The organism is Streptomyces sp. NPDC089799 (genome assembly GCF_040684755.1).
GTDB lineage: Bacteria > Actinomycetota > Actinomycetes > Streptomycetales > Streptomycetaceae > Streptomyces.
This window is the reverse complement of the sequence record NZ_JBFBGR010000017.1, coordinates 140,623-167,592: the sequence shown is the minus strand read 5'-3', so window position 1 is coordinate 167,592 and position 26,970 is coordinate 140,623. Positions and strand designations below refer to the sequence as shown.

Sequence of the window (26,970 nt, the reverse complement as noted above, 5' to 3'; positions counted from 1 at the left end):
GAGTTCTCAAGGTGCGGACGCTTCCTTTGTACTTACCCTCTCGGGCTTTCCTCCGGGCGCTTCCTTCGTTCTTGCGTTTCCGACTCTATCAGATCTTTTCGGACCCGATTTCCTCGGCGCTTTCCGGTTCCGGCGCTTTCGCGCTTTTCCCTTCCGGCGTTTCCAACCTTACCAGACTCTTTTTCCGTTCCGTGCTTCTCGAAAGTCGCAGTCGGTTGGAATTGGATTCCGGTGGCCGTTGGAGGGCCTTTTCCCTTTCGGGCGGTCCAGACTTTATCAGGTTTCCCGGGTCTGGATTCCCACCCCCTGCACGACCTGTTCGGGCACACGTGTGTGCCGCGGTCCTTGCTGGGGTGGAGACGTCAACGTACTGGAGCGGGGCCCCGGATGCAAATCCGGGGCCCCGCTCCTGGCCGTGTCGTCACTCGGTCGGATCAGACCTCGACGACGACCGGAAGGATCATCGGGCGCCGGCGGTAGCTGTCGGAGACCCACTTGCCCAGCGTGCGGCGGATGAGCTGCTGCAGCTGGTGGGGCTCGGCGACGCCGTCCGAGGCGGCCCGGGCGATCGCCTCCTCGATCTTCGGGAGCACCGCCGCGAAGGCGGAGTCCTCGATGCCGGAGCCGCGGGCGTTGATGTTCGGGCCGCCCACGACCTTGCCCGTGGTGCTGTCCACCACGATGAAGACCGAGATGATGCCCTCTTCGCCCAGGATGCGGCGGTCCTTCAGGGCGCCCTCCGTGACGTCGCCGACCGAGAGGCCGTCGACGTACACGTATCCGGCCTGGACCTTGCCGGCGATGCGGGCCCGGCCGTCGATCAGGTCGACGACGACGCCGTCCTCCGCGATGACGATGTGGTCCTTGGGGACACCCGTCATCGCGCCGAGCTCGGCGTTGGCGCGCAGGTGGCGCCATTCGCCGTGGACCGGCATGAGGTTCCGGGGGCGGCAGATGTTGTAGAAGTACAGCAGCTCGCCCGCGGAGGCATGGCCGGAGACGTGCACCTTGGCGTTGCCCTTGTGGACCACGTTGGCGCCCCACCGGGTCAGACCGTTGATCACGCGGTAGACCGCGTTCTCGTTGCCCGGGATCAGGGACGACGCCAGGATCACGGTGTCACCGGGGACGATCCGGATCTGGTGGTCGCGGTTGGCCATGCGGGACAGCGCGGCCATCGGCTCGCCCTGGGAACCCGTACAGACCAGCACGACCTCGTCGTCCGGCAGGTCGTCGAGGGTCTTCACGTCCACGACGAGACCGGCCGGCACCCGCAGGTAGCCCAGGTCCCGGGCGATGCCCATGTTGCGGACCATGGAACGGCCGACGAAGGCGACCCGGCGGCCGTACTCGTGGGCCGCGTCCAGGACCTGCTGGATGCGGTGCACGTGGCTGGCGAAGGACGCCACGATGATCCGCTTGTTGGCGCCGGCGAAGACGCCGCGGATCACGTTGGAGATGTCGCGCTCCGGCGGGACGAAGCCCGGGACCTCGGCGTTCGTGGAGTCCGAGAGGAGGAGGTCGATGCCCTCTTCGCTCAGACGTGCGAACGCGTGCAGGTCGGTGAGGCGGTTGTCCATCGGGAGCTGGTCCATCTTGAAGTCGCCGGTGGCGACGACCAGGCCCGCGGGGGTGCGGATGGCGACCGCGAGGGCGTCCGGGATGGAGTGGTTGACCGCGATGAACTCGCAGTCGAAGTTGCCCAGGCGCTCCCGGTCCCCTTCCTTCACCTCCAGGGTGTAGGGGCGGATGCGGTGCTCCTGGAGCTTCGCCTCGATCAGGGCGAGCGTCAGCTTGGAGCCGATCAGCGGGATGTCCGGCTTCTCCCGGAGGAGGTAGGGGACGGCGCCGATGTGGTCCTCGTGGCCGTGGGTGAGGACGATGCCGTCGATCTGGTCGAGGCGGTCCCTGATGGACGTGAAGTCCGGCAGGATCAGGTCGATGCCCGGCTGCTCCTCCTCGGGGAAGAGGACGCCGCAGTCGACGATCAGGAGGCGGCCGTCGAACTCGAAGACGGTCATGTTCCGGCCGATTTCGCCGAGGCCGCCGAGGGGGGTCACACGCAGGCCGCCCTTGGGCAGCTTCGGCGGCGGGCCGAGTTCCGGATGCGGATGGCTCAAAAGACTCTCCTCACCACACGCGCCACGTACCCCTTTGAGGCACGTGGCGCGCGTGACATTCGTGCACTTGCTGTCTTGTGTGTGGTGGTGCCTATTCAGTTGTGAAGTCGGGTGTCAAATCTGTACCCCGCCGGCCGCGAGGTCGAGCTTGAGCTGGGCGGTCTCCGCGTCGTCCAGGCCGACCATCGGCAGCCGCAGCGGGCCGGCCGGGAGGCCCTGGAGGGCCAGGGCGGCCTTGGTGGTCATCACGCCCTGGGTGCGGAACATCCCGGTGTAGATCGGGAGCAGCTTCTGGTGGATCTCGGTGGCCTTCTGCACGTCGCCGCCGAGGTGGGCCTCCAGCAGGGCGCGCAGGTCGGGGGTCACCACGTGGCCGACCACGGAGACGAAGCCGACGGCGCCGACGGAGAGCAGCGGGAGGTTCAGCATGTCGTCGCCGGAGTACCAGGCCAGGCCGCTGCGGGCGATGGCCCAGCTGGCGCGGCCGAGGTCGCCCTTGGCGTCCTTGTTGGCGACGATGCGGGGGTGCTCGGCCAGGCGGACGAGGGTCTCGGTGTCGATCGGGACGCCGCTGCGGCCCGGGATGTCGTAGAGCATCACCGGGAGCTCGGTGGCGTCGGCGATGGCCGAGAAGTGCCGGTACAGGCCCTCTTGGGTGGGCTTGTTGTAGTAGGGCGTGACGGCCAGCAGGCCGTGCGCGCCGTCACGCTCGGCCTGGCGGGCCAGTTCGAGGGTGTGGTGGGTGTCGTTGGTGCCGATGCCGGCGACGACGTGGGCGCGGTCGCCGACCGCTTCGAGCACGGCTCGTACGAGGTCGCTTTTCTCCGCGTCGGTGGTGGTCGGGGACTCACCGGTGGTCCCGTTGATGATCAGGCCGTCGTTGCCTGCGTCCACCAGGTGGACGGCGAGCTGCTGCGCGCCGTCGAGGTCGAGTGCGCCATCCGCCGTGAACGGCGTGATCATGGCGGTGAGGACCCGCCCGAAGGGGGTCTGCGGAGTCGAGATCGGAGCCATGGGTAACACGCTACTCGCTGCCATGCTCGCGATGCCCCCTCGGGGGACGTGTACCGGGGGCGGCTCGCAGTCGCGCTTGGAGGTGTTGGAGCCCGGCACTGCCTGCTCGGGGGTTCAAGCAGTGCCGGGTCCGTTTGATCAGCCTAGATGAACTTCACGAAACGTCGCAATACGGACACTTCGGTCTGTGGCTTCGCACATCCGACCGGGCGTGCCTACGGGGCCACACGGCCGTTCGCGTTGAAGGCGGCGTAGGTCAGCGGCATGAGCTTCGCCCAGTGCTGCTCCATCCTCTCGCCCACCATCTCGATCTCCCGCTGCGGGAAGGACGGCACCCGGGCCAGCTCGTGCTGGGTGCGCAGGCCGAGGAAGTGCATCAGGGAGCGGGCGTTGCAGGTGGCGTACATCGAGGAGAAAAGACCGACCGGCAGGACCGAACGGGCCACCTCGCGGGCCACGCCCGCGTCCAGCATCTCCTGGTAGGCCGCGTACGCCTCCCGGTAGGAGTCCTCCATCACCCGGGCCGTCAGCTCCTGCTGCGCCTGGGTGCCCTCGACGAAGACGTACTTGCCCGGACGGCCCTCCTGGACCAGCTTGCGCTCGGCGTCCGGCACGTAGAAGACCGGCTGGAGCTCCCTGTACCGGCCCGATTCCTCGTTGTACGACCAGCCCACCCGGTGCCGCATGAACTCGCGGAAGACGAAGATCGGTGCGCTGATGAAGAAGGTCATCGAGTTGTGCTCGAAGGGGCTGCCGTGCCGGTCCCGCATCAGGTAGTTGATCAGGCCCTTGGAGCGCTCCGGGTCCTTCTGCAGCTCGTCCAGCGACTGCTCGCCGGCCGTGGACACCCGGGCGGCCCACAGCACGTCGGAGTCGGTGGCGGCGTGCTTCACCAGTTCGACGGTGACGTCGCTCCGGAAGTCGATCTTCGGCTCGGGGGTCTCGGTCACGAGGTCCTTCCCGTTCGCAGGGTCGTGGGGCGCGACCACTCTACGGCGATCCGGTCATGCCCCCGGACACCGCCCGGCCGGTCCCGGCGGGCCCACGGAATTTTGGGCAATGTGCAGGAATCCGGCACCGATCGCCGGCTCCGTTCGTCCCTACCGGTAGCCGTGTGAAAACGTCTTCGTGAGGAGTGAGGTACCGGATGTCCGGTCGGCGCGAACCCGTCCCGTTCGCCTTCGTCGCCGAGGGGGAGCGTTTCCGCAGTAACGTCACTCCACCGCCCCGGGAGCGCCTGAGCGCGACGCAACTCGTCGCCCGTACCCTGGTCGGACTGACCGTGGTGGCGGGGCTCGTCGGCTCGCTGCTCTTCGGCATGCCCGCACTGCAGCCGCACAAGGCGGCCGAGAAGGCCCAGCAGTCGGAGGCGGCCGAAGGGCGCTGACTCCCTTCCGCCGATGTGCACATGAGTGAGGATCAGCCGTGCCCCTGTCCTTTCTGACGGCCGAACCGGAAGACGTCGCGCTGCCCCACGACGACCACGACCGCTGGCGGCGGGCCTACCGGCCCGGCCCCTGGCGCGTGGCCATCGCCGCGGTCCTGCTGCTGATCGCCTCCTTCATGCTGCTCGCCACGATGATCATCACCTTCAGCGGTGCCGGGAGCGGTGCCGTCGTCTGCCTGGCGGCCGCCCTCGCCGTGGTGGCGGGCACCGTGCGGATGCTGCGGGTCGGGGTGTGGGTGAGCCGTGCGGGCCTGCGGCAGGTGGCGTTCCTCAGGACCCGCTCGGTGCCCTGGAGCCAGGTCGGCGAACTCCGCACGGTGCAGCAGCCGGTGCGCTGGATGGGGCTGCCCCGGACCGTGCAGGGGCAGGCGCTGACCGTCGGGGCGGCGGGCGGCGACCGGCTGCCGGTGCTGGTCACCGACCACGGCGCGGACTTCCTGTCCCGCACCGAGGCCTTCGAGCGCGCGGCGGACACCATCGAGGCGTGGGCCGAGGAGTACCGGAGCGTCCCCGCGGGGCGCTAGGGCCTGTCCGGCGGGTCGGCGTCCGCGGGGCGCCAGGCCGGACCCGGGACGCCGGAAACGCGCCGGCCGGCCCCCTGGGGGGCCGGCCGTGGCAGGGGAGCCCGTACGGGGATCAGACCCGTACGGGCTTCTTGTCGTGCAGGGCGATGGCCCGTTGCATGGCCTTGCGCGCCCGCGGGGTGTCCCGGGCGTCGTGGTAGGCGATGGCGAGGCGGAACCAGGAACGCCAGTCCCCCGGCGCGTCCTCGGTCTCGGCCTTGCGGCGCGCGAAGACCTCGTCCGCGGAGTCCCGCAGGATGCGTCCGTACCGGTCCCGCTCCAGCTCGTCCTCCGGCAGCCCGCCCTCCGCCTCCAGCTCCTCGGCGAGCCGGTTGGCCTTGCTGACGAACTGGGTGTTCTTCCAGAGGAACCAGATGCCGATGACCGGCAGGATCAGGACGGCCACGCCGAAGCTGACGGTCAGCGGTGTGCCGATCCGGATCAGCGCCACGCCGCGGCCGCCGGCCAGGACGAAGTACAGGGCCAGGACGGCCGCGGTGACGAGGTAGGTGATCTTCGCGCGCATGGTCGTGGCTCAGCTCAGGTCGAGGAAGTGTTCCAGGCCGAAGGTCAGGCCCGGGGTCTGCGGCACGCGGCGGGCGCCGAGCAGGATGCCCGGCATGAAGCTGCTGTGGTGCAGGGAGTCGTGACGGATGGTGAGGGTCTCGCCCTCGCCGCCCAGCAGGACCTCCTGGTGGGCCAGCAGGCCGCGGAGCCGTACGGCGTGCACCGGTACGCCGTCCACGTCCGCGCCGCGCGCACCGTCGAGGGCGGTGGCCGTGGCGTCCGGCTGCGGGGCGCAGCCCGCCTTGGCACGGGCCTCGGCGATGAGCTGGGCGGTGCGGGTGGCGGTGCCGGAGGGGGCGTCCACCTTGTTCGGGTGGTGGAGTTCGACGACCTCGACGGATTCGAAGTACCGGGCCGCCTGGGCGGAGAACTTCATCGTCAGGACGGCGCCGATGGAGAAGTTGGGGGCGATGAGCACACCGGTCTCCGGGGAGGCGGCGAGCCAGGTGTTCAGCTGGGCGAGGCGGTCTTCGGTCCACCCCGTGGTGCCGACCACGGCGTGGATGCCGTGGCGGATGAGGAAGTCCAGGTTGCCCATCACCGAGCCGGGAGTGGTCAGCTCGACGGCGACCTGGGCCTCGTTCTCGACGAGGGTCTCCAGCTTGTCGCCGCGGCCGAGCGCGGCCACCAGTTCCATGTCCCCGGCGGCCTCGACGGCCTTGACGGCCTCTGAGCCGATGCGGCCCTGGGCCCCGAGTACCGCCACGCGCAGCTTGCTCATGTTCTTCGCTTCCTTCACTCCGTACGGACTACGCGACCGCTTCGTCGAGGCGGGCCGCCTGCTTCTCCTTGAGCGGGCCGATCACCGACAGCGACGGTCGCTGTGCCAGTACATCCTGTGCCACCGCACGGACGTCGTCCGGGGTCACCGCGGCGATGCTGGTCAGCATGTCGTCGACGGACATCTGGGTGCCCCAGCACAGCTCGCTCTTGCCGATGCGGTTCATCAGGGCGCCGGTGTCCTCCAGGCCGAGGACGGTGGAGCCGGAGAGCTGGCCGACGGCGCGCTTGATCTCCTCGTCGGTGAGTCCCTCGGAGGCGACCTTGTCGAGCTCGTCGCGGCAGATCCGGAGCACGTCGTGCACCTGGTTGGGGCGGCAGCCGGCGTAGACGCCGAACAGGCCGGTGTCGGCGAAGCCGGAGGTGTACGAGTAGACGCTGTAGGCGAGGCCCCGCTTCTCCCGGACCTCCTGGAAGAGCCGGGAGGACATGCCGCCGCCGAGGGCGGTGTTGAGGACGCCCAGGGCCCAGCGGCGGTCGTCGGTGCGGGCCAGGCCCGGCATGCCGAGGACGACGTGGGCCTGTTCGGTCTTCCGGTTGACCAGGTCGACCCGGCCGGCGGTGCGGATCCGCTTGGTGCCGCCGCGCGGGGCGGTCGGCACGGCGTCGGTGCGGCCGAGGGCGCCGGCCCGCTCGAAGGCGGCGCGGACCTGGCGGACGACCTTGGCGTGGTCGACGTTGCCGGCGGCGGCGACGACCAGGTGGGTGGGGTCGTAGTGCTTCTTGTAGAAGCGGGCGATCTGGTCGCGGGTGAGCGCGTTGATCGTGTCGACGGTGCCGAGGACGGGGCGGCCCAGCGGGCTGTCGCCGAACATGGTCTCGGCGAACAGGTCGTGGACCATGTCGCCGGGGTCGTCCTCGGTCATCGCGATCTCTTCGAGGATGACCCCGCGCTCGGCGTCGACGTCCGACTCCAGGATCAGGGATCCGGTGAGCATGTCGCAGACCACGTCGATGGCCAGCGGCAGGTCGGTGTCGAGCACCCGCGCGTAGTAGCAGGTGTACTCCTTCGCCGTGAAGGCGTTCATCTCGCCGCCGACGGCGTCGATCGCGGCGGAGATGTCGAGGGCGGACCGCTTGGTGGTGCCCTTGAAGAGGAGGTGCTCCAGGTAGTGCGTGGCGCCGTTGAGGGCGGGGGTCTCGTCGCGGGAGCCGACGTTCACCCAGATGCCGAAGGTGGCGGAGCGGACCGAGGGCAGCGTCTCGGTGACGACGCGCAGTCCGCCGGGGAGGACGGTCCGCCGGACGGTGCCGATGCCGTTCTCGCCCTTGAGCAGGGTTTGGGTACGGGCGACGGCCCGCCCCTCCGAAGAGGGGCGGGCCGTCACACGGGAACTACGCGACGTCACTTGTCGGAGTCGTCCTTGTCAGCCTCGTCGGCGGCGTCCTCGCCCTCGATCACGGGGATCAGGGAGAGCTTGCCGCGCTGGTCGATCTCGGCGATCTCGACCTGGACCTTGGTGCCGACCGCGAGCACGTCCTCGACGTTCTCCACGCGCTTGCCACCGGCGAGCTTGCGGATCTGCGAGATGTGCAGCAGGCCGTCCTTGCCCGGGAGCAGGGAGACGAAGGCACCGAAGGTGGTGGTCTTGACGACCGTGCCCAGGTAGCGCTCGCCGACCTCCGGCATGGTCGGGTTGGCGATGCCGTTGATCGTGGCGCGGGCGGCCTCGGCGGCCGGGCCGTCGGCGGCACCGATGTAGATGGTGCCGTCGTCCTCGATCGTGATCTCGGCGCCGGTGTCCTCCTGGATCTGGTTGATCATCTTGCCCTTGGGGCCGATGACCTCACCGATCTTGTCCACCGGGATCTTGACGGTGATGATCCGCGGGGCGTTCGGGGACATCTCGTCCGGCGTGTCGATCGCTTCCATCATCACGTCGAGGATGTGGAGGCGGGCGTCGCGGGCCTGCTTGAGGGCCGCGGCCAGGACGGAGGCCGGGATGCCGTCCAGCTTGGTGTCGAGCTGGAGGGCGGTGACGAACTCCTTGGTGCCGGCGACCTTGAAGTCCATGTCGCCGAAGGCGTCCTCCGCACCGAGGATGTCGGTGAGGGTGACGTAGTGGGTCTCGCCGTCGATCTCCTGGGAGATCAGGCCCATGGCGATGCCGGCGACGGGGGCCTTGAGGGGCACACCGGCGTTCAGCAGCGACATGGTGGAGGCGCAGACCGAGCCCATGGAGGTCGAGCCGTTGGAGCCGAGGGCCTCGGACACCTGACGGATCGCGTAGGGGAACTCCTCGCGGGTCGGCAGGACCGGGACGAGCGCGCGCTCGGCCAGGGCGCCGTGACCGATCTCGCGGCGCTTGGGGGCGCCGACGCGGCCGGTCTCGCCGACGGAGAACGGCGGGAAGATGTAGTTGTGCATGTAGCGCTTGCGGGTCACCGGGGAGAGGGTGTCCAGCTGCTGCTCCATGCGGAGCATGTTCAGGGTGGTGACGCCCAGGATCTGGGTCTCGCCACGCTCGAACAGGGCGGAGCCGTGGACCCGCGGGATGGCCTCGACCTCGGCGGCCAGCGTACGGATGTCCGTGACGCCGCGGCCGTCGATGCGGATCTTGTCCTTGATCACGCGCTCACGGACCAGGGCCTTGGTGAGCGAGCGGTAGGCGGCGGAGATCTCCTTCTCGCGGCCTTCGAAGGCCGGGAGCAGCTTCTCGGCCGCGATCTCCTTGATGCGGTCCAGCTCGCTCTCGCGCTCCTGCTTGCCGGCGATGGTGAGCGCCTGGGCGAGCTCGCCGCGGACGGCGTCGGAGAGGGCGGCGAAGACGTCGTCCTGGTAGTCCAGGAAGACCGGGAACTCGGCGGTCGGCTTGGCGGCCTTGGCGGCGAGGTCCGACTGCGCCTTGCACAGGACCTTGATGAACGGCTTGGCGGCCTCGAGGCCCGCCGCGACGATCTCCTCGGTCGGCGCCTCGGCGCCGCCCTTGACCAGCTGGATGGTCTTGTCGGTGGCCTCGGCCTCGACCATCATGATCGCGACGTCGCCGTCCTCCAGGGCGCGACCGGCGACGACCATGTCGAAGACGGCGTCCTCGAGCTCGGTGTGCGTCGGGAAGGCGACCCACTGGCCCTTGATCAGCGCGACGCGGACGCCGCCGACCGGGCCGGAGAAGGGCAGGCCGGCCAGCTGGGTGGACGCGGACGCGGCGTTGATCGCGACGACGTCGTACAGGTGGTCGGGGTTGAGCGCCATGACCGTGGCGACGACCTGGATCTCGTTGCGCAGGCCCTTGGCGAAGGACGGGCGCAGCGGGCGGTCGATCAGGCGACAGGTGAGGATGGCGTCCTCGGAGGGGCGGCCCTCACGGCGGAAGAAGGAGCCGGGAATGCGGCCGGCCGCGTACATCCGCTCCTCGACGTCCACCGTCAGGGGGAAGAAGTCGAGCTGGTCCTTGGGCTTCTTGGACGCGGTGGTCGCGGACATGACCATCGTGTCGTCGTCCAGGTAGGCAACGGCGGAGCCGGCGGCCTGGCGGGCCAGGCGGCCCGTCTCGAAGCGGATGGTGCGGGTGCCGAAGGAGCCGTTGTCGATGACGGCCTCGGCGTAGTGGGTCTCGTTCTCCACTAGCGTTTTCTCCATTTTCGTCGTCTCCGTCCTCCGCCCGTGTGGCGGGGGACGGTCGGAGAAGCGCGCCTTGCGTGCGGGCCGGTCTTCGATCGAAGCATCCGGGACGGGGCCCGTACGGGCTCTCCGGGTGCCACTACCGAGGACCGGCGGTGCGTAGGGAGGGCGCTCCCCCTCTTCATTTGTGCTTCGGTGGTGCCTTGCGGTCCAGACTACAAAGCGTCCGGTACGTCCCGCACGTACAGCAAAGGGAGCGGCCCCCTAAGAGTGGGAACCGCTCCCTCCACAGCGTCTTACTTGGCGCCCGCGGCACCGCGGCGGATGCCGAGGCGCTCGACCAGCGTACGGAAGCGCTGGATGTCCTTCTTGGCCAGGTACTGCAGCAGGCGGCGGCGCTGGCCGACCAGGATCAGCAGACCACGACGGGAGTGGTGGTCGTGCTTGTGGGCCTTGAGGTGCTCGGTCAGGTCCGAGATGCGGCGGGAGAGCATGGCGACCTGAACCTCGGGAGAGCCGGTGTCGCCCTCCTTCTGGCCGAACTCGGCGATGATCTGCTTCTTCGTGGCGGTGTCGAGCGACATGCTTACTCCTTTGAGGTGATTCGTGCCTCCGAGTGCCCCAGGTCTGCTTCTCCGGGGAGCTTCCGTGACTCAGGAGGCGGGGCCGGTGCTCCGTCCGCGGCTGGTGATCAGCACGCGGTCGGGCGCAGTCCCGGGGGTGATTCCGGGGCGCATGCACAAACGACCGTCACACAGCGTACCAGGCTGTCGGGCCGCCGGTCTCAGCTGGTGAGAGAACGGGCCCGGGTGTAGACGTCGAGCACGGCCAGGCAGAGCGGGACCAGGCTGAGCAGTACGGCGGCCTCGGCGAGGTCGAGGGTACGGCCCCAGAAGGGGGAGAGGCCCTTGCGGGGGATGACCAGGCCGATGCCGGCGAGGAGCGCGGCGCCCGCGGCGACGGCGGCGGAGAGCCAGATGGTGCGCAGGTCCAGTCCGCCGCTCTCACCCGTCCGGGCGAGCTCGGTGACCAGGTCCAGGGGCGGGTTCAGGGCGAGGCCCAGGACCAGCAGGGCGATGGCGGCGAGGCCGGCGACCAGGGCGCAGACCACCTGGGAGGTGTAGCGGAAGAGGCGGGCCCGCAGCAGCATGGCCAGGCCGGTGGCCAGGGCCAGGAGCTTGCCCCAGGTGTTGTCGGAGAACCCGAGGACGGCGGCGGAGCCCACGGCGACCGCGGCGCAGCCGCCGACCAGGCCGAGCAGCATCTCGTGGCCGCGGCGGGCCTGGGCGGCGATCAGCTCGGCGTCGAGCGGGGTGACGGGGTCGGAGCCGTCGGCGGTCTGGTCGCCGTACGGGTCGGTGTCGTAGCCGTCGGGGCCGGGGTAGTCCTCGGTGGAGCTCTGGGGGGCGGCGTAGCCGATGGGCAGCCGGGCGAAGCGGGCGGAGAGGCCGGGGAGGAAGGCGACCAGGCCGATGGCCACGGGGGCGCAGACGGCCGCGGTGCCGGTGGCGGTGGCGGAGGTGACGATCGCCAGGAAGGTGGCCAGGGTGCCGGTGGCGGCGAGGAAGGTGGCGGCGACGAAGAGGGCGTCGCCGCTGGGGGTGAGCGCGACCAGGATGACGGAGGCGACCAGGACGGTGACGCAGCCGAGCAGGAACTGGAGGCGGCCGGGGCCTTCGCCGTCGGCCGGGGCGAGGATCCCGGAGCCGGCGATCAGCAGCATCGGGAGGGCGCCGAGGCCGAGGGCGACGGCGGAGCCGCGGTCGCGGTAGACCCGGGCGCGGACGCCGGCCGCGGCGGTGAGGAGCAGGCCGGCGGCTCCGGCGATGATGCCGGGCAGGCCGTGCATGTCGTGCCGGACGGGGTCGGCGTACCAGAGGACGAAGCCCATGAGCACGAAGAGCACGACGGCGGCGGTGAGGCCGGCGGCGCGGAGCATGTCGTCGCTCCAGCGGTGCCGGTCGCGGACCACGGCGGCCGCGACGGCGTCGGCGACGTCGTCGAAGACGGCGGGCGGCAGGGATTCCGCGAAGGGGCGGAGGCTGAGCACCTCGCCGTCGAGGACGGTCTGGCCGGCGAGGGTGCGGGCGCCGTCGAGGACGGAGCCGTCCCGGCGGACCAGGTGGTAGCCGGTGGGAGTGCCGACGGGCTGGGTCTGTCCGGTGAGGCGGAGCAGTTCCGGGTAGACGTCGGCGACGGCGATGTCCTCGGGGAGTGCGACGTCTATGCGGCTGTCCGGGGCCACGACGGTGACCCTCACGAAACCGGTCGCCTGGCCCGTACTCACCTGTGTGACCCCCTGGTTCGGTGGCTGCTTCGCGGATGCGCATGAATGCGCGCGCCACCCTACCGGCAGTGGGGGTGACTGTCGGCAAGTAGGATCACCATCCCCCGGCCACCGCCGGGATGACGTCCCGTCCGTCCCCGAGGGATTGATGCTCCGGTGAGCCAGATCGTCGTCAAACGACCGCCGCGGTCCCTGCCGCCCGAGATCCCCACGGACGAAGTGCGGCTGGAAGCTCCGCCGGAGCTTCCGCGCGGGCAGCAGGAGGGTGTTGCGATGCAACTCCTGCCGCTGCTCGGCATGGGCTCGTCCGTGGTGTTCTTCTTCATGCCCACCGGCATGCCGTTCATGAAGATCATGGGCGTGCTGATGCTGGCGTCCACGGTCGCGATGGTCGTCGCCCAGCTCGTGCGGTACCGCAAGGGTACGCAGGGGCAAATGGCGGATGTGCGGCGGGACTACCTGAAATACCTCGCGCAGACGCGCCGTCAGGTGCGGCGTACGGCCCGGGTGCAGCGGGACGCGCAGCTCTATCTGCACCCTGCTCCGGAGCAGTTGTGGTCGGTGGTGGCGGAGGGCTCGCGGCTGTGGGAGCGGCGGGTCGGCGACACGGACTTCGGGCAGGCCCGGCTGGGGCTGGGGCCGCAGCGGCTGGCGACTCCGCTGGTGGCTCCGGAGACGGCGCCGGTGGACGAGCTGGAGCCGCTGACGGCGGGCGCGATGCAGCGCTTCCTGCGGATCCATTCCTCGCTGGACGCACTGCCGGTGGCCGTGTCGGTGCGGGCGTTCTACCACGTGACGGTGTCCGGTGAGCCGGAGTCGGCGCGCAGTACGGCGCGGGCCCTGGTGGCGCAGCTGGTGACGCTGCACTCCCCCGAGGACCTGGTGGTGGCGGTGGTGGCGGCGCCGGACGCGGTGCCGCACTGGGACTGGGTGAAGTGGCTCCCGCACACCCAGGTTTCGGGTCCGGGCGGTTTCGACGGGGCCGGTACGAAGCGGCTGTTCGGCGACGACCTGGCCGAGGTGGAGGGGCTGCTGGGGTCGCGGCTGGACGGGCGGCCGCGGTTCAGCCGGGACGTTTCGCCGGTGCTGGACCAGCCGCACGTCGTGCTGGTGCTGGACTCGGACGCGCGCGGCGGACTGGTGCCGCCGGAGTCGGTGTTCGCGGCGGCCGAGGGCCTGCAGGGCGTGACCATCGTCGAGGTGGTGGCGGGCGAGCTGGACGAGCCGCGGGGCGGGCTCTCGGTCGTGGCGCGGCCGGGCCGGCTGCTGCTGGAGTCGGGCGGCGGCATCGGCTACGAGGGCACCCCGGACGTACTGTCGCTGCCCGCGGCGGAGGCGCTGGCGCGGCAGCTGGCGCCGATGCGCACCGGTGGCGGTGACGAGGACGAGCCGCTGCTGGCCAATCTGGACTTCACCGACCTGCTGAACCTGGGGGACGCGGGCTCGATCGACGTGGCGCGGACCTGGCGGCCGCGGTCGGCGGGCGAGCGGCTGCGGGTGCCGATCGGTGTCGGCGTGGACGGCGCGCCGGTCATGCTGGACCTGAAGGAGGCCGCGCAGGAGGGCATGGGGCCGCACGGCCTGTGCGTGGGCGCGACGGGTTCGGGCAAGTCGGAGCTGCTGCGCACGCTGGTGCTGGGGCTGGCGGTCACGCACACCTCGGAGACGCTGAACTTCGTCCTCGCGGACTTCAAGGGCGGTGCGACGTTCACCGGGATGTCGCAGATGCCGCACGTGGCGGCGGTCATCACCAACCTGGCGGACGACCTGACGCTGGTCGACCGCATGGGCGACTCGATCCGTGGTGAGCTGCAGCGCCGGCAGGAGCTGCTGCGGTCCGCGGGCAACTACGCCAACATCCACGACTACGAGAAGGCACGAGCGGCGGGCGCGCCGCTGGAGCCGCTGGCCTCGCTGGTGCTGGTCATCGACGAGTTCTCCGAACTCCTCACCGCCAAGCCCGACTTCATCGACATGTTCATCCAGATCGGCCGGATCGGCCGGTCGCTGGGCGTGCACCTGCTGCTGGCCTCGCAGCGCCTGGAGGAGGGGAAGCTGCGCGGCCTGGACACGTACCTGTCGTACCGGATCGGTCTGCGGACCTTCTCGGCGGCGGAGTCGCGGACGGCGATCGGCGTGCCGGACGCGTACCACCTGCCGTCGGTGCCGGGTTCGGGCTATCTGAAGTTCGGCACGGACGAGATGGTGCGGTTCAAGGCGGCGTACGTGTCGGGCACCTACCGCTCGGGCGGCCCGGACCTGTCGGTCGGGCAGTTCCCGGTGGAGCGGCGGCCGGTGCTGTTCACGGCGGCGCCGGTGCCGGTGGTGTACGCGGCGCCGGATCCGGCGTACCTGGCGGCGCAGGCGGAGTCCCGGGAGGACGACGCGCTGGCCGACACGGTGCTGGACGTGATCGTGGGCCGGCTGGAGGGCCAGGGCGTGCCCGCGCACCAGGTGTGGCTGCCGCCGCTGGACCAGGCTCCGCCGCTGGACCAGCTGCTGCCGGCGCTGGCGCCGAACGAGGCGCGCGGGCTGCACGCGGAGGGCTACACCCGGCCGGGCGGGCTGGTGGTGCCGCTGGGCCTCATCGACAAGCCCTTCGAGCAGCGGCGCGAGGTGCTGTACCGGGACTTCTCCGGTGCGGCCGGCCACATGATGGTGGTCGGCGGTCCGCAGTCCGGCAAGTCGACGCTGATGCGGACGCTGATCTCATCGTTCGCGCTCACGCACACCCCGCGCGAGGTGCAGTTCTACGGGCTGGACTTCGGCGGTGGCGGTCTGTCCGCGGTGGCGGACCTGCCGCACGTGGGCGGCATCGCGTCCCGGCTGGACCCGGAGCGGGTACGGCGTACGGTCGCGGAGGTCGCGGGCATCCTGAACCGGCGGGAGGAGTTCTTCCGGGCGAACGGCATCGACTCGATCGCCACCTACCGGCGCCGGCGGGCGGCGGGTGACCTGCCGGGCGAGCCTTGGGGCGACGTGTTCCTGGTGGTGGACGGCTGGGGCGCCTTCCGGAGCGAGTACGAGGGCCTGGAGCCGGTGGTCACCGACATCGCCGGACGCGGTCTGGGTTACGGCATCCACGTGGTGGTCACCGCGGCGCGGTACATGGAGGTGCGGGCCGCGCTCAAGGACCAGATGCTCAACCGGCTGGAACTGCGGCTCGGCGACGTCATGGACTCGGAGTTCGACCGCAAGGTCGCGGCCAACGTGCCGCCGGGCATGCCGGGCCGCGGCCAGGTGGCGGAGAAGCTGCACTTCCTCGGGGCACTCCCGCGGATCGACGGCTCGCACTCCGCGGAGGACCTGTCGGAGGGGACGGCCGCGTTCGTGGCGGCGGTCCAGGCGAACTGGTCGGGTCCGTCGGCGCCGGGGGTGCGGCTGCTGCCGCGGCTGCTGCACGCGGACCAGCTGCCCAAGGGCGGCGAGTACCCGGGCCGCGGGATCGCGATCGGCATCGACGAGACCGACCTGGAGCCGGTGTTCGTCGACTTCGAGACCGATCCGTTCTTCCTGGTGTTCGGTGAGAGCGAGTCCGGCAAGACGAACCTGCTGCGGCTGATCACGCAGCAGATCGCCCAGCGGTACACCCCGGACCAGGCGCGGCTGGTGGTCGGCGACTACCGGCGGACGCTGCTGGGTGCGCTGCCGGAGGAGCACCTGCTGGAGTACGCGCCGATGGCGAGCTCCCTGCAGATGCACATGGAGGCGCTGGGCGGGGTGTTCCAGCGGCGGCAGCCGCCGGACGACGTCACCCCGCAGCAGCTGCGCGACCGCAGCTGGTGGACCGGTCCGGACGTGTTCATCGTGATCGACGACTACGACCTGGTGGCGACCAGCCAGGGCAATCCGCTGGCGCCGCTGGCGGAGTACCTGCCGTTCGCCCGGGACACCGGTGTGCGGTTCATCATCGCCAGGAGCTCGGCCGGTGCCTCGCGGGCGATGTACGAGCCGTTCATGCAGCGGATCAAGGAGCTGGGCGCGCAGGGCGTGGTGCTGGCGGGCGATCCGTCGGAGGGCGATCTGATCGGGAACGTCCGTCCGCGGCCGATGCCGCCGGGCCGGGGGTACTTCGCCTCCCGGAAGCGGGGCACCTCGCTGGTCCAGCTGGGCCGGCTGCCGGGGCTGTAGCACGCGGGGGCCGATGTGGGCGAACGCGGCCACGGGCGGGGCCCGTGGCCGGATAATCGGGGGGCGGACGCCGGACGGCGGACGCAGCACCGAGGGGAAGGCCGCCCATGGGCACGCAAGCGGAGAAGGACGAGCTGTACGCGCTCGACATCAGCGGAGTGGAGTGGGAGGGCCCGCCGGGGACCGGCCCGGACGAGGAGCGGGTGGAGATCGCGCACCTGCCGGGCGGCGGGGTCGCCATGCGGTCCTCGCTGGACCGGGAGACCGTGCTCCGGTACACCGCGGCCGAGTGGGAGGCGTTCGTACTCGGCGCCAGGGACGGCGAGTTCGACATCGAGACGGCGTAGCGCCGTCTTCGCGGCGGGTCTTCGCGGCCGGTCTTCACGGCCGGTCTTCGCAGCCGGTCTTCACGGCCCCCAGGCGGAACGGGGCGGCGAACGCGAGGCCGTACGGGAAAGGGGCGCGCCCGGTGCGGGCGCGCCCCTTCCGTGTGGGCCGGGCAGGTGTGTGGCGGCACGCATGCCGGCCCGGAGGCTCAGAAGGCCTCGGTGAACAGGCGCGAGGCCTTGACGTCGGTGGCGCGGTAGTCGCCCTTGCCCTGCTCGATGATCTTGGCGACGTTCTCCAGGGTGTCGCGCATGTGCTCGGCGCGGCCCTTGTACTTGGCCTGGAGCTGGACGTACTGCGCGTGCGCCTCACCGTCCCAGGTGTCGGTGACGACCTTCAGCGCCGTGTCCATCTCCGCCAGGTCGTCGACGATCTTCTTGGAGACGGCGCGGATGCGGTTCGCCATCTCCTGGACGCTCTCGTACCGGACCCTCATCTGGCCCTGGTCACCGGCCATGTTTCTTCTCCTTAGTGCTGGACGGACGCTTCCCGGTGGACTGGAGCAGTCCGTCAGACGCTGTTGAGGCCGGACGAGTTGGCGGTCTGGGCCTTGATGCTGTTGAAGGCCGCGCGCACGTCGTCGTCCTGGGCGTTGCTCAGGTTCTTGGTCTCGGCCACCGCGTGGTGCAGCACGCCGAGCAGCCGGCGGATCGCGTCGTGGTCCTCGTTCACCATGGTCTGCGCCGAGATGAAGCCCGAGGCACCGGAACCGGTCCAGCCGGCGCTCACCGTGGCGAGGATGTCGGCCAGCTCGCGGGCCTGCGTGGTGACGGCGTTGGCGGTGCTGTTGATCTTGTTCTTCGCCTGGACGACCGGATCGTCCGCAAGTCCGAACCCGCCTGCAGGGTTGCTCATCGTCAAGCTCCTCACTTCTTCAATTCACTGACCCGACCGGTGTGGTTGCGTCAGCCCCCGATCACAGTCGTGAAGGCTCAGGCCACTCTAGTCAGTTCATCTGTCAGTCCCAACACCGGTACGGCGGACCTGTAGGCGAACTGTGACGGTTCACTGCAAACGACGGCGACGGTTCCGGGCATCCCGGACGACCACCGCCGTACCCGCGATGACGGCGATCAGCACGGCGGCCACGCCCAGCGCGTAGGTGCCGAGCCGCTCCTCGCGTTCCTGTGCCGTCTCGGCCAGTTGGAGCGGTGCCACGTCCGGTGCGGCGGCGGGCGGCGGACCGGGGTCCGGCACCGGGGGCCTGGGCCGCTCGTGGTCCTGGGTGACCGCGCGCACCGGGTCGACGACGCCCCATCCGACGTAGTCGTCACGGCCCTTGACGGACCGTTCGGCGGTCTGCTGGATCTGCCAGATGATCTCTTCCGGGGTCCAGTCCTTGTGCTGGGCCTTCAGCAGCGCCGCGACCCCGGCGACGTAGGGGGCGGAGAAGCTCGTCCCGCTGTCGACGCACTGGCCGAAGCCCGGGACGGTGGACAGCATGTCGACGCCCGGGGCGGCGACGGACAGGAAGGTGCCGGGCTGCGAGAAGGCCGCCCGCTCGTTGTTGCGGTCGGAGGCGCCCACGGCGAGCACCTTGGGGTAGGCGGCCGGGTACGTCTTGCGCTTCTGGCCGTTCAGGCCGTCGTTGCCGGCCGAGGCGACGATCAGCACGTTCTTGTCCACCGCCCGCTTGACCGCCTGGCCGAGCATGGAGTTCTCGCCCAGCGGGGCGTCGGTGTCCTGCGAGATGTTGATGATCTGGGCGCCCTTGTCGACGGCGTGGTCGATGGCCTTGCTGAGCGTCTCCGCGTTGCCCTTGCCCTGGCCGTCGTTCTGCCGGATCGGGATGATGGTGGCCTCGGGGGCCAGCCCGACGAAGCCGGTGCCCTTGTTGGAGCGGGCCGCGATCAGACCGGCGACCTTGGTGCCGTGGCCGACCGTGTCGTTGGTGCCGTCGCCCTTGCCGTCGATGAAGTCCTTGCCCGCGCCCACGTCGATGGCGCCGCTGAGCTGCGGGTTGGCCCGGTCCACACCGGTGTCGATGACCGCGACCCGGACGTCCTTGCCCTTGCTCTCGGCCCAGAGCTCGTCGAGCAGCAGCCGCTGCAGGGCCCAGGGGCGGCCGGCGGTCTGCTTCTTCATCGGGAACGTGCACTCGCCGGCGCCCGCCAGGTGCAGGGCGGCCGCGGGCGGCGGGGCGGCGGCGCCGGTGGTGGTGCCGAGGGCCGCCGTGAGGGCCAGGGCGGCCGCCAGGTGCGCGGCCCGGTGCGTCCATGGCTTCGGCTGCTGTGTCGTCGCTGTCATCGGAGGGCGGCCGTCCTCACGAACCCTGCGGCTGGCGGGCCGCATTGGTGTCCAGACGGGGGCCCTTGGAAAGGAACTCCGACCAGGTGATGGGGACCAGCGCCGGAGCCACGTCCTTGTAGCCGAGCCGGGCCTGGGCCTGGCTGGCCTCCGGCGCGGCCTCCGCCTTCCCCTTCCCGTCCCCCGTCCCGGGCTGCGGGGAGGCGCCGATGCCGGACTGCTCGGCGTCGCTGTCCCCGTTCGCCTGGACGGCGTACCGCAGACCGGTGTCGGTGACCAGGAAGAGGGAACCGCCGCCCTTGGCCTGCTTGCCCTGGAACTGGGTGTAGAGCAGGCCGGAGCCGGGCGTGACGTACGAACTGGTGCCGCTGGCGCTGATGTCCACCGGGAAGCCGGTGCCCGCCCAGGTGCTCAGGGTGGTCCTGCCCTGCCCGTCGACGGAGCGCAGCACGGTGCAGACGGTGTTGCGGGGGCCGCCCTGCGCGGCGCCCGCGGCGGCCGCTCCGGTGCTCCCGTTGACCTGGCTGGACTGCGTCCTGGGCCAGCGCTTCTTCTCGTTGAACTGGGTGCCGTCCGGGCGGATCGACTGGAGGTCGACCTCCTTGGCCCGGCCGTTCATGTTCAGGCGTTCGGCGGCCGGGGAGTTGATGAGCAGCCAGGCCGTGAAGGAGGACACCCTGGAGACCTTGCCCGCCTGGACCACGAAGTGCTGGGGGCCGGAGCCGGTCCGGGCCAGCAGCACCATGCCGATCTTGTTGTCGGCCGTGGTCAGGCCCTGCACCTTGGCGTCGTCGCCGGCCTTGCCGTCGAGCTTGGGGAAGGCGAGGTCCTCTCCGGTGTTGAGCGTCTCCAGCCACTGCGGGGTGACCTGCTGCGGGGTGCCGGTGCCGACCAGGGCCATGGTGAGGGTGGCCGCCTCGGGCGTGCCCTCCGGGAACTTGTACTTGGTGCCGGTGGAGTCGACCAGGTAGCGGGTGGTGGCCTCGCCGCCGTCCGGGCGGCGCAGCTTGGCCTGGACGTAGAGCACCTGGCCGTCGGCCAGCTTGCGCTTGTCGTCCATCAGTCCCGCCTCGCGCGCGGCCAGCACGAACGCGGCGGTCTGCACGCCCTTGCCGTTCCCGCCGGGCTGCTGGCAGACGGCCCAGCGCTTCGCCTCGCCCGCGTCCTTCGCCGAGGGCAGCCGGTCGGGGGCGTAGGGGATGCCGATGATGGGTCCGCGCGGCGGCTTGCCGGCGTCCAGGATCCTGTCGTCGACCTGGATGACGTCGAACTTGCCCGGGTCCAGGAGGAGCCGGGCGGAGGACAGGTTGAGCACCGGGTGCAGCCGGGGCTTCCCGTCGGTGTTCAGCACCACGTAGCGGGTGGTGGAGTTCTTGCCGATGATCACCTTGGTGCCGGGCTTGTCCCACTCCTTGGGGGCCTGCGGCTTGAACATGCCCCAGGCGCCGAACCCCACGAGCACCAGCGCGCCCACGACCAGTCCCGGCACCACGGCCCGCAGCGGACGCGGGGCGCCCTCCTCGGTGCCGGTCGCGGAAGGCTGGAGGAAGGCGGCCACCGATCGCCGCTTCGCAAAGGTGTACGCGTTGAGTTCGTCGCGTCGTGATGCCATGGCCGTCTGCTTCTCCCCGCCCGGCCCGGTCGGTGGGTACGGTCCCCGGGCCATGATTCGTCGGACCGGGGACCTACTATGCCTGTTGACGACGGGGTGGTACGGGGCGGGTAGGGTGAGGCGGCCGTTCGGGGCCGCCGGGCGCCGTTCGATGCCTCCCGTTGGCTCCCGTTGCCTCACGTTCCGGTCCCATCGGGGCCCGTTGGGGCGGATCGGGAGATTCCGGAGGGCGGCGGGAAGCGCCCGCACCGCTCCGGTGCGCGCGGGGGGCACCCGGATCCGGTGCCGTGGAAGGGGAGGTGTGCCGGAGATGGCCATCGCGACGGAACAGCGGGCCGCCGCGGCCGCGCCGCCGCGCGGCGGGGTGACGCCGCATCCGAAGTCGAGTCCGGGCCGGTTCGGGCCGTTCCGATTGCAACAGCTGGTGCTGCTGCAGGTGGCGGCGGCACTGCTGCTGGCCGCCTGGGTGGTCGATCCGCTGCTGCTGGTGCCCGCGGGCGTGCCGGCGGCCGTCCTGCTGGTCCTCGCGGTCGTACGCCGCCACCGGCGCTCCCTGCCGGAATGGATCGGCACCGCGCTGGCCCTGCGGCGGAGGCGCCGGCGGGCCGCCGCGTTCGCGGTCCCGGCCGGGACCGAGCCGGGGCTGGCACCCGTGGTCGAGGCCGACCCGGCGCTGCGCACGTACACCTTCAGCGACCGCGACCGGCGGCCGGTCGGCATGATCGGCGACGGAACCTTCCTGACCGCCGTGGTGCAGGTCGACATGGACGCCACCGCGCTGCGGCCGGACCGGTCGGCGCGGCCGCTGCCGCTGGGCATCGTCCGGGACGTGCTCGAAGTCGACGGGATCCGGCTGGAGTCGGCGCAGCTGGTGCAGCACACCCAGCCCGCGCCCGCCCCGCACCTGCCGGCGCAGTCGATGGCCGCGCGCAACTACGCGCCCCTGCAGGCCCGGACCGGGACTCCGGCGGTCCGGCTGACCTGGGTGGCGCTCAAGCTGGACCCGGAGCTGTGCCCGGAGGCGGTGGCCGCGCGCGGCGGCGGCCTGACCGGCGCGCAGCGGTGCGTGGTGCGGGTGGCCGACCAGCTCGCCAGCCGGCTGGCCGGAGCGGGCTTCCGGGCGACCGTGCTGACCGAACAGGAACTGACCTCGGCGCTGGCGACGTCCACCTGCGCCAACCCGATGGCCATCACCCAGGCCGGCCGGTCCACGAGCACCGGACGGCGCACCGAGGAGACGGCGCGGGTCTGGCGGTGCGACGACCGGCGGCACACCACCTACTGGCTGTCCCGCTGGCCCGAACTGGGCGGCGGGTCCGCGCCGTTGCCGCAGTTCGTGGCACTGCTCACGTCATTGCCCGCGCTGGCGACGAACTTCAGCCTGACGCTGGCCCCGGCCGACCGGCACGGGGTGACGGTGAGCGGGCACGTGCGGGTCACCGGCCGGAGCGACGAGGAACTGGTGGCGGCACGGCGGGAACTGGAGCGGACGGCGCGCGGGATCAAGGCCGGCCTGGTCCGGCTCGACCGCGAGCAACTGCCGGGGCTGCTGGCGTCGCTGCCGCTGGGAGGTGCGCGATGAGCGTGGTACGTGGTGGGCGCGACGGGCGCGACGGGCGCGACAGGCGTGATGGCCGCGAGGGGCGCGGAGTGCGTGCGGGGCGGGGTGCGAGGGGCTCGACGGGTGTGCCGGGGGCCGGCGGTTCCGGCTCCGGGCGTGAGGCGGGAGCGGGAGCCGGACCGGGGGCCGGCACCGACTCCGGCCGCGGGCCGGGCTCCGGTTCCGGCGCCGGAGCCGGTTCCGGACGGATCGGGTACGGGCTGCTGGGTCCGCGGCGCGAGCGGCACACCATGGCCGCGGCGGACCTGGACGCGCTGGCCGTGCCGGTGGGTGACGACGGGGTGGTCATCGGGGTCGACTCAGAGGGCCGTTCCGCGGTGCTCGGCGTCAACCGGCCGACCCCGTACGAGGTGACGCTCATCGGTGGCCTGTGGACGGCACAGGTGCTGGCGCTGCGGGCGGCGGCGACGGGCGCACGGATCGCGGTGGAGACCGGCCGGTCCCAGGTGTGGTCCGCGCTGGCGCAGGCCGCGGGCGGCGGCCAGCAGTGCGTGACCCTGCACGAGGTGGGCCGGGTCCCGCCGCAGGGCGCCTCGGCGGGCAGCCCGGTCCTGGTCATCCGGGACTGCGGGATGCGGCCGCCGCGCGGGCGCGTGGTGGCCGGCCCCTGGCAGTCGGTGCTCACCCTGCTCCCCTATCTGAGTCCCACGGCACCGCGGCTGCTGCGGCAGTCCTCGCTGGTCGGGGTGCAGCGGGTGTCCCCGGACGAGGCGGAGCAGATAGGCCGCCTGATGAACCTGCCGCGGGCCGCGGTGGAGTCCCTGCCGACCCTGGGCGACGGCGTGACCCTGTGGTGCACCGGACGCGACCGCCAGTTCGTGATGACCCAGGGCACGGAGGCGGAGTCGGGACTGCTGGGCCCGGCACGGCGCATCGACTGACGGAGGGTCGGCGAACGGGACGTCCGGGGTGGCCGACCCCTCGGTGCGGCTGCTGCCCGGTGCGGCTGCCTCCCGGGTGCGGCTGCCTCCCGTTACGCCTGCTGCCCGGTGCGGTCGGCCGGTCGCGCGCACGACCGCGGTGGCGGGCGGCGCGGCGGGCGGGAGGCCGCACGGGGTCGGGGTAGGACTTGGGTACGGATCCGCGATGCGCGTACGGGATCCGGGTGGGGAGGGACTGTGCGGACGTGCCCTGCTTCCCGGCACCGGGCGGCCGCGCCATTAGGCTGACCGTGGGCGCGTCGTCTCGTGCGGGCGCCCGAACGGCTTGAACGGCGGATCGGGACCCAGGACCCGGCCAGACCAGGAGGACGAAGTGAACGGCGATCGGAACGAGAGCCGCGGCGGGGCGTGGGACGTCCCGACGGACGATCAGTCCGACGCGGAGCCCGAGCTGACGGGCGAGTTCACCATCGACTACACCCCGCCGGCCTGGTACACGCAGAACGCGTCGGCCGCGGCGGTGCCGGACCTCCCGGCGGGCAGCGGCTTCGAGCCGCACCGCCCCGACGACGTGTCCGCACCGTCCACGACCCGGCCGGTCCCGCCGGCACGGCCGGCGGAGCAGGCTCCGTACCAGGCCGCTCCCGGGGGTGGAGAGTCCGGCGCGGTGTCCCCCGCGGGCGTGACCCCGTTCCCGGCCGCCTCCCCCGCAGGAGGTAACACTCCCGTACCAGCCCCTGCCTCCGCGCCCGGCGTGTCCGCGCCGTACGGCGCCCCGTACGCGGGTGGCGAGGCCGCGGGGGCGTTCCCCGCGGGCGGGACCCCGTTCCCGGCCGGCTCCCCCGCCGCGGGTACGCCCGTACCCCCGCCGACCGACGTACCCGGGGGGTACACGGCGATCCCGCATGGCGGAATCCCCCAGCAGAGCGCGCCCGCGGACGGCCCGGCTGCGGGTGGCGACGCGGGACTGTCCCCCGCAGGCGGGACGCCGTACCCGAGCGTGTCCCCCGCGGGAGTTGTCCCTCCCGTACCGTCCCCGGCCGACGTGCCCGGGGGGTACGCCACGACCCCGTTCGGCGGAATCCCGCAGCAGGGCGCGCCCGTCGGCGGCGAGGCCGCAGCCGCCGGACTGTCCCCCGCAAGCGGGACGCCGTACCCGAGCGTGTCCCCCGCAGGGGGTATCCCTGCCTTCCCGGCGCCGGCCGAGGGCTCCGGTGTGCCCGTGGTGGAGCCGGGTGCATCGGCGGCTCCGGACAGCGACCCGTACCGGGACGTGACCGGTGCCGACGCCGCCGAGGCGTTCACCGAAGCGCCTGCCGTGCCCGTGGCACCGCCCGTGACGCCCGTGATGCCCGAGAACGGGGCGTCCGGCCATGAGGCCGGGGCGGCTCTGGCCGAGTTCCCCGCGATCGCCGGTACTTCCTACACGGCGACCCCGCCGAACGGGACCCCGCTGCCCGCCTTCCCGGCCGACGCGACCGCCGGCCAGCCCGCCCCCGCTCCGGTGTGGCCCGGGGACGCCGGTGAGCCCGAGCCCGCCGACGCCCTGCCTCCCCTTCCCGCGGGCGACGGCTCCGCCGCCGGGCCGGAGGCCCCCGTTGCGGCCGGTACGGGCCCGCAGCCGTGGGGCGCCCCCGAACCGCAGGACGAACCTCCCGCGTCCGCCCCCGTGTTCACCGCTGCCGCGTCCGGCGCGGAGCCGGAGGACCGCAGGCCGGACGCCCCGGCCGGGACGGACGCACCCGACTTCCCGCCCGCCGCGCCGCAGACCCCCGCGGGGTACGGCTTCCCGCCGGCGCAGCCTCAGGCCGCCCCGGCCGGCTACGGGTTCCCGCCGGTGCAGCCCCAGCACGCGCAGGCGCAGCCGGCACAGCCGGAGCCGCAGGCCGCCCCCGTCGGGTACGACTTCCCGCCGGTGCAGCCGCAACAGCCGCAGGCCGCACAGCCGGAGCCGCAGGCCCCTCCGGCCGGGTACGGATTCCCGCCGCAGCAGCACCCGCAGCACCCGCAGGCACAGCCCGGCGCGCAGCAGCCCGGCGGGTACGGGTTCCCGCAGGACCCGCAGCCGCAGGCACCGCAAACGGGCGCACCCTGGGGTGCGCAGTCCGGTGCCCCGGCGGGCACACCCGCCCCTTCGGCGACGGACCCCCAGCACCCGGCCCAGCCCTACCAGCAGCCCCTGGGCGATCCCCGGCTCGGCGGGCCGTGGCAGCCGCAGACCGACGGCCCCGCCGGACCGGGCGGCCCCGGCACTCCGGACGGACCGGGCGCCCAGGGCTTCCCCGGCGCCCAGGCCGGTCCCTACGGCGTCGGCGGTCCCGGTGCCGGCCCGGCAGGCCCCGGTGCAGGTCCCGCAGGCCCCGGTGCCCCCGCCGGCCCCGCCCCGCACGACCCCCGCTACCAGGGCGCGCCCGGCGGCGGTGCGCCGCTCGGCTACACCGCGGCCGTGGAGCTCTCCTCCGACCGCCTGCTGCGCAACAAGCAGAAGCCCAAGAGCAACCGGCCCGCCTCCGGCGGCGGTTCGCGCTTCCGACTGGGCGGCAAGGCCGCCGAGGCGGAGCGCCGCCGCAAGCTGGAGCTGATCCGCACCCCCGTGCTGTCCTGCTACCGCATCGCGGTCATCAGCCTCAAGGGCGGTGTCGGCAAGACCACGACGACCACCGCCCTGGGCGCCACCCTCGCCTCCGAGCGCCAGGACAAGATCCTCGCGATCGACGCGAACCCGGACGCCGGCACCCTGGGCCGCCGCGTGCGCCGCGAGACCGGCGCCACCATCCGCGACCTCGTCCAGGCCATCCCGTACCTGAACTCCTACATGGACATCCGGCGGTTCACCTCCCAGGCCCCCTCCGGCCTGGAGATCATCGCCAACGACGTGGACCCGGCCGTCTCGACCACCTTCAACGACGAGGACTACCGGCGCGCGATCGAGACCCTCGGCCGCCAGTACCCGATCATCCTCACCGACTCGGGCACCGGGCTGCTCTACTCCGCCATGCGCGGGGTCCTGGACCTGGCCGATCAACTGATCATCATTTCGACCCCGTCCGTGGACGGCGCGTCGAGCGCGAGCACCACCCTGGACTGGCTCTCCGCGCACGGCTACGCCGACCTGGTCTCCCGTTCCCTCACCGTCATCTCGGGGGTCCGCGAGACCGGCAAGATGATCAAGGTCGAGGACATCGTGCAGCACTTCGAGACCCGCTGCCGCGGTGTGGTCGTGGTGCCGTTCGACGAGCACCTCTCCGCCGGTGCCGAGGTCGACCTCGACATGATGCGGCCGAAGACCCGCGAGGCGTACTTCAACCTGTCGGCGCTGGTCGCAGAGGACTTCGTACGGGCCCAGCAGGCGCGCGGACACTGGTCGCAGCCGGGGCAGCCGCAACCCGGCCAGCCCCAGCCCGGTCAACACCAGCCCGGCCAACCGCAGCAGCCGTACGGGCAGCCGTACCCGCAGCCGCAGCCCCAGCAGCCGTACGGCCGGCCCCAGCCGCAGCCCTACCCGCAGCCGTACCCGCAGCAGCCGTACCCGCAGCAGCCGGGGCAGCCCGGCCACCCGGGGCAGCCGCCGTACGCGCAGCCCCAGCCGCAGCCCCAGCCCGGTCAGGGCCGGCCGCAGCAGCCGCCGCAGGATCCGCGCCAGGACCCCCGGCAGGCGCAGCAGTAGCACCGGCGCACCGGGCGCACCGAAACGCCGAGGGCCCGTACCGTCCCTGTGGGACGGTACGGGCCCTCGCCCGTCGGACCG

At 72.1% G+C, this 26,970-nt stretch carries 20 protein-coding genes; 7 read left to right on the top strand and 13 right to left on the bottom strand.

Features of this window, described 5'->3' with window-relative positions:
• Window positions 1-434: 434 nt before the first annotated feature.
• The 3 genes from AB0O36_RS20515 to thyX form a co-directional block, all read right to left on the bottom strand.
• Window positions 435-2,120 (bottom strand): ribonuclease J, encoded by a 1,686-nt coding sequence (locus tag AB0O36_RS20515; RefSeq protein WP_365112200.1) that lies wholly within the window; start codon window positions 2,118-2,120, stop codon window positions 435-437.
• A gap of 114 nt (window positions 2,121-2,234) precedes the next feature.
• A complete protein-coding gene (gene dapA, locus AB0O36_RS20510; protein WP_365112197.1) occupies window positions 2,235-3,134 on the bottom strand; it encodes a 4-hydroxy-tetrahydrodipicolinate synthase in 900 nt (299 codons plus the stop codon).
• Window positions 3,135-3,349: 215 nt separating this feature from the next.
• On the bottom strand, window positions 3,350-4,084 hold the full coding sequence (gene thyX, locus AB0O36_RS20505) for an FAD-dependent thymidylate synthase (RefSeq protein WP_365112194.1): 735 nt from the start codon (window positions 4,082-4,084) through the stop codon (window positions 3,350-3,352).
• Between the two features lie 197 nt (window positions 4,085-4,281).
• Between thyX and AB0O36_RS20500 the strand changes: the two genes are divergently transcribed.
• Both AB0O36_RS20500 and AB0O36_RS20495 read left to right on the top strand, forming a co-directional pair.
• The gene (locus AB0O36_RS20500) at window positions 4,282-4,521 is read left to right on the top strand and encodes a hypothetical protein (RefSeq protein ID WP_365112191.1); all 240 of its coding nucleotides are present in this window, start codon (window positions 4,282-4,284) and stop codon (window positions 4,519-4,521) included.
• A 38-nt stretch (window positions 4,522-4,559) separates the two neighbouring features.
• On the top strand, window positions 4,560-5,105 hold the full coding sequence (locus AB0O36_RS20495; RefSeq protein WP_365112188.1) for a hypothetical protein: 546 nt from the start codon (window positions 4,560-4,562) through the stop codon (window positions 5,103-5,105).
• 112 nt (window positions 5,106-5,217) lie between these two features.
• Here AB0O36_RS20495 and AB0O36_RS20490 read toward each other — a convergent pair whose 3' ends face one another.
• The 6 genes from AB0O36_RS20490 to eccD form a co-directional block, all read right to left on the bottom strand.
• The gene (locus tag AB0O36_RS20490) at window positions 5,218-5,670 is read right to left on the bottom strand and encodes a hypothetical protein (protein WP_365112185.1); all 453 of its coding nucleotides are present in this window, start codon (window positions 5,668-5,670) and stop codon (window positions 5,218-5,220) included.
• A 9-nt stretch (window positions 5,671-5,679) separates the two neighbouring features.
• Complete coding sequence (gene dapB / locus AB0O36_RS20485; RefSeq protein WP_365112182.1) at window positions 5,680-6,432, bottom strand: 4-hydroxy-tetrahydrodipicolinate reductase; 753 nt, start codon at window positions 6,430-6,432, stop codon at window positions 5,680-5,682.
• 28 nt (window positions 6,433-6,460) lie between these two features.
• The gene (locus AB0O36_RS20480) at window positions 6,461-7,840 is read right to left on the bottom strand and encodes a pitrilysin family protein (protein WP_365112179.1); all 1,380 of its coding nucleotides are present in this window, start codon (window positions 7,838-7,840) and stop codon (window positions 6,461-6,463) included.
• Complete coding sequence (locus AB0O36_RS20475) at window positions 7,837-10,059, bottom strand: polyribonucleotide nucleotidyltransferase (protein WP_365112230.1); 2,223 nt, start codon at window positions 10,057-10,059, stop codon at window positions 7,837-7,839. Before AB0O36_RS20475 ends, AB0O36_RS20480 begins: the two co-directional genes overlap by 4 nt.
• A 293-nt stretch (window positions 10,060-10,352) precedes the next feature.
• Entirely contained in the window at window positions 10,353-10,640 is a 288-nt protein-coding gene (rpsO, locus tag AB0O36_RS20470; RefSeq protein WP_351318245.1) for a 30S ribosomal protein S15, read from the bottom strand.
• Between the two features lie 200 nt (window positions 10,641-10,840).
• On the bottom strand, window positions 10,841-12,343 hold the full coding sequence (gene eccD, locus AB0O36_RS20465; RefSeq protein WP_365112175.1) for a type VII secretion integral membrane protein EccD: 1,503 nt from the start codon (window positions 12,341-12,343) through the stop codon (window positions 10,841-10,843).
• Between the two features lie 156 nt (window positions 12,344-12,499).
• Here eccD and eccCa point away from each other — a divergent pair, with 156 nt between their 5' ends.
• Both eccCa and AB0O36_RS20455 read left to right on the top strand, forming a co-directional pair.
• Complete coding sequence (eccCa, locus tag AB0O36_RS20460) at window positions 12,500-16,474, top strand: type VII secretion protein EccCa (protein WP_365112172.1); 3,975 nt, start codon at window positions 12,500-12,502, stop codon at window positions 16,472-16,474.
• Window positions 16,475-16,581: 107 nt separating this feature from the next.
• Window positions 16,582-16,821, top strand: coding sequence for a DUF397 domain-containing protein (locus tag AB0O36_RS20455; protein WP_365112169.1), 240 nt, complete (start codon window positions 16,582-16,584; stop codon window positions 16,819-16,821).
• Window positions 16,822-17,009: 188 nt separating this feature from the next.
• On the opposite strand, the gene AB0O36_RS20450 is transcribed toward AB0O36_RS20455, so the two are convergent.
• From AB0O36_RS20450 to eccB, 4 genes are all read right to left on the bottom strand, one after another.
• A complete protein-coding gene (locus AB0O36_RS20450) occupies window positions 17,010-17,318 on the bottom strand; it encodes a WXG100 family type VII secretion target (protein ID WP_365112166.1) in 309 nt (102 codons plus the stop codon).
• Between the two features lie 53 nt (window positions 17,319-17,371).
• Window positions 17,372-17,716 (bottom strand): hypothetical protein, encoded by a 345-nt coding sequence (locus tag AB0O36_RS20445; RefSeq protein ID WP_365112163.1) that lies wholly within the window; start codon window positions 17,714-17,716, stop codon window positions 17,372-17,374.
• A gap of 150 nt (window positions 17,717-17,866) precedes the next feature.
• On the bottom strand, window positions 17,867-19,108 hold the full coding sequence (gene mycP, locus AB0O36_RS20440; protein WP_365112160.1) for a type VII secretion-associated serine protease mycosin: 1,242 nt from the start codon (window positions 19,106-19,108) through the stop codon (window positions 17,867-17,869).
• 16 nt (window positions 19,109-19,124) lie between these two features.
• Complete coding sequence (gene eccB / locus AB0O36_RS20435) at window positions 19,125-20,720, bottom strand: type VII secretion protein EccB (RefSeq protein WP_365112157.1); 1,596 nt, start codon at window positions 20,718-20,720, stop codon at window positions 19,125-19,127.
• 310 nt (window positions 20,721-21,030) lie between these two features.
• Between eccB and eccE the strand changes: the two genes are divergently transcribed.
• The 3 genes from eccE to AB0O36_RS20420 all read left to right on the top strand — a co-directional run bounded on the left by eccE (window position 21,031) and on the right by AB0O36_RS20420 (window position 26,889).
• On the top strand, window positions 21,031-22,302 hold the full coding sequence (gene eccE / locus AB0O36_RS20430; protein ID WP_365112154.1) for a type VII secretion protein EccE: 1,272 nt from the start codon (window positions 21,031-21,033) through the stop codon (window positions 22,300-22,302).
• 269 nt (window positions 22,303-22,571) lie between these two features.
• Entirely contained in the window at window positions 22,572-23,222 is a 651-nt protein-coding gene (locus AB0O36_RS20425; protein ID WP_365112227.1) for a hypothetical protein, read from the top strand.
• Window positions 23,223-23,595: 373 nt separating this feature from the next.
• Window positions 23,596-26,889 (top strand): SCO5717 family growth-regulating ATPase, encoded by a 3,294-nt coding sequence (locus AB0O36_RS20420; RefSeq protein ID WP_365112151.1) that lies wholly within the window; start codon window positions 23,596-23,598, stop codon window positions 26,887-26,889.
• Window positions 26,890-26,970 lie beyond the last annotated feature (81 nt).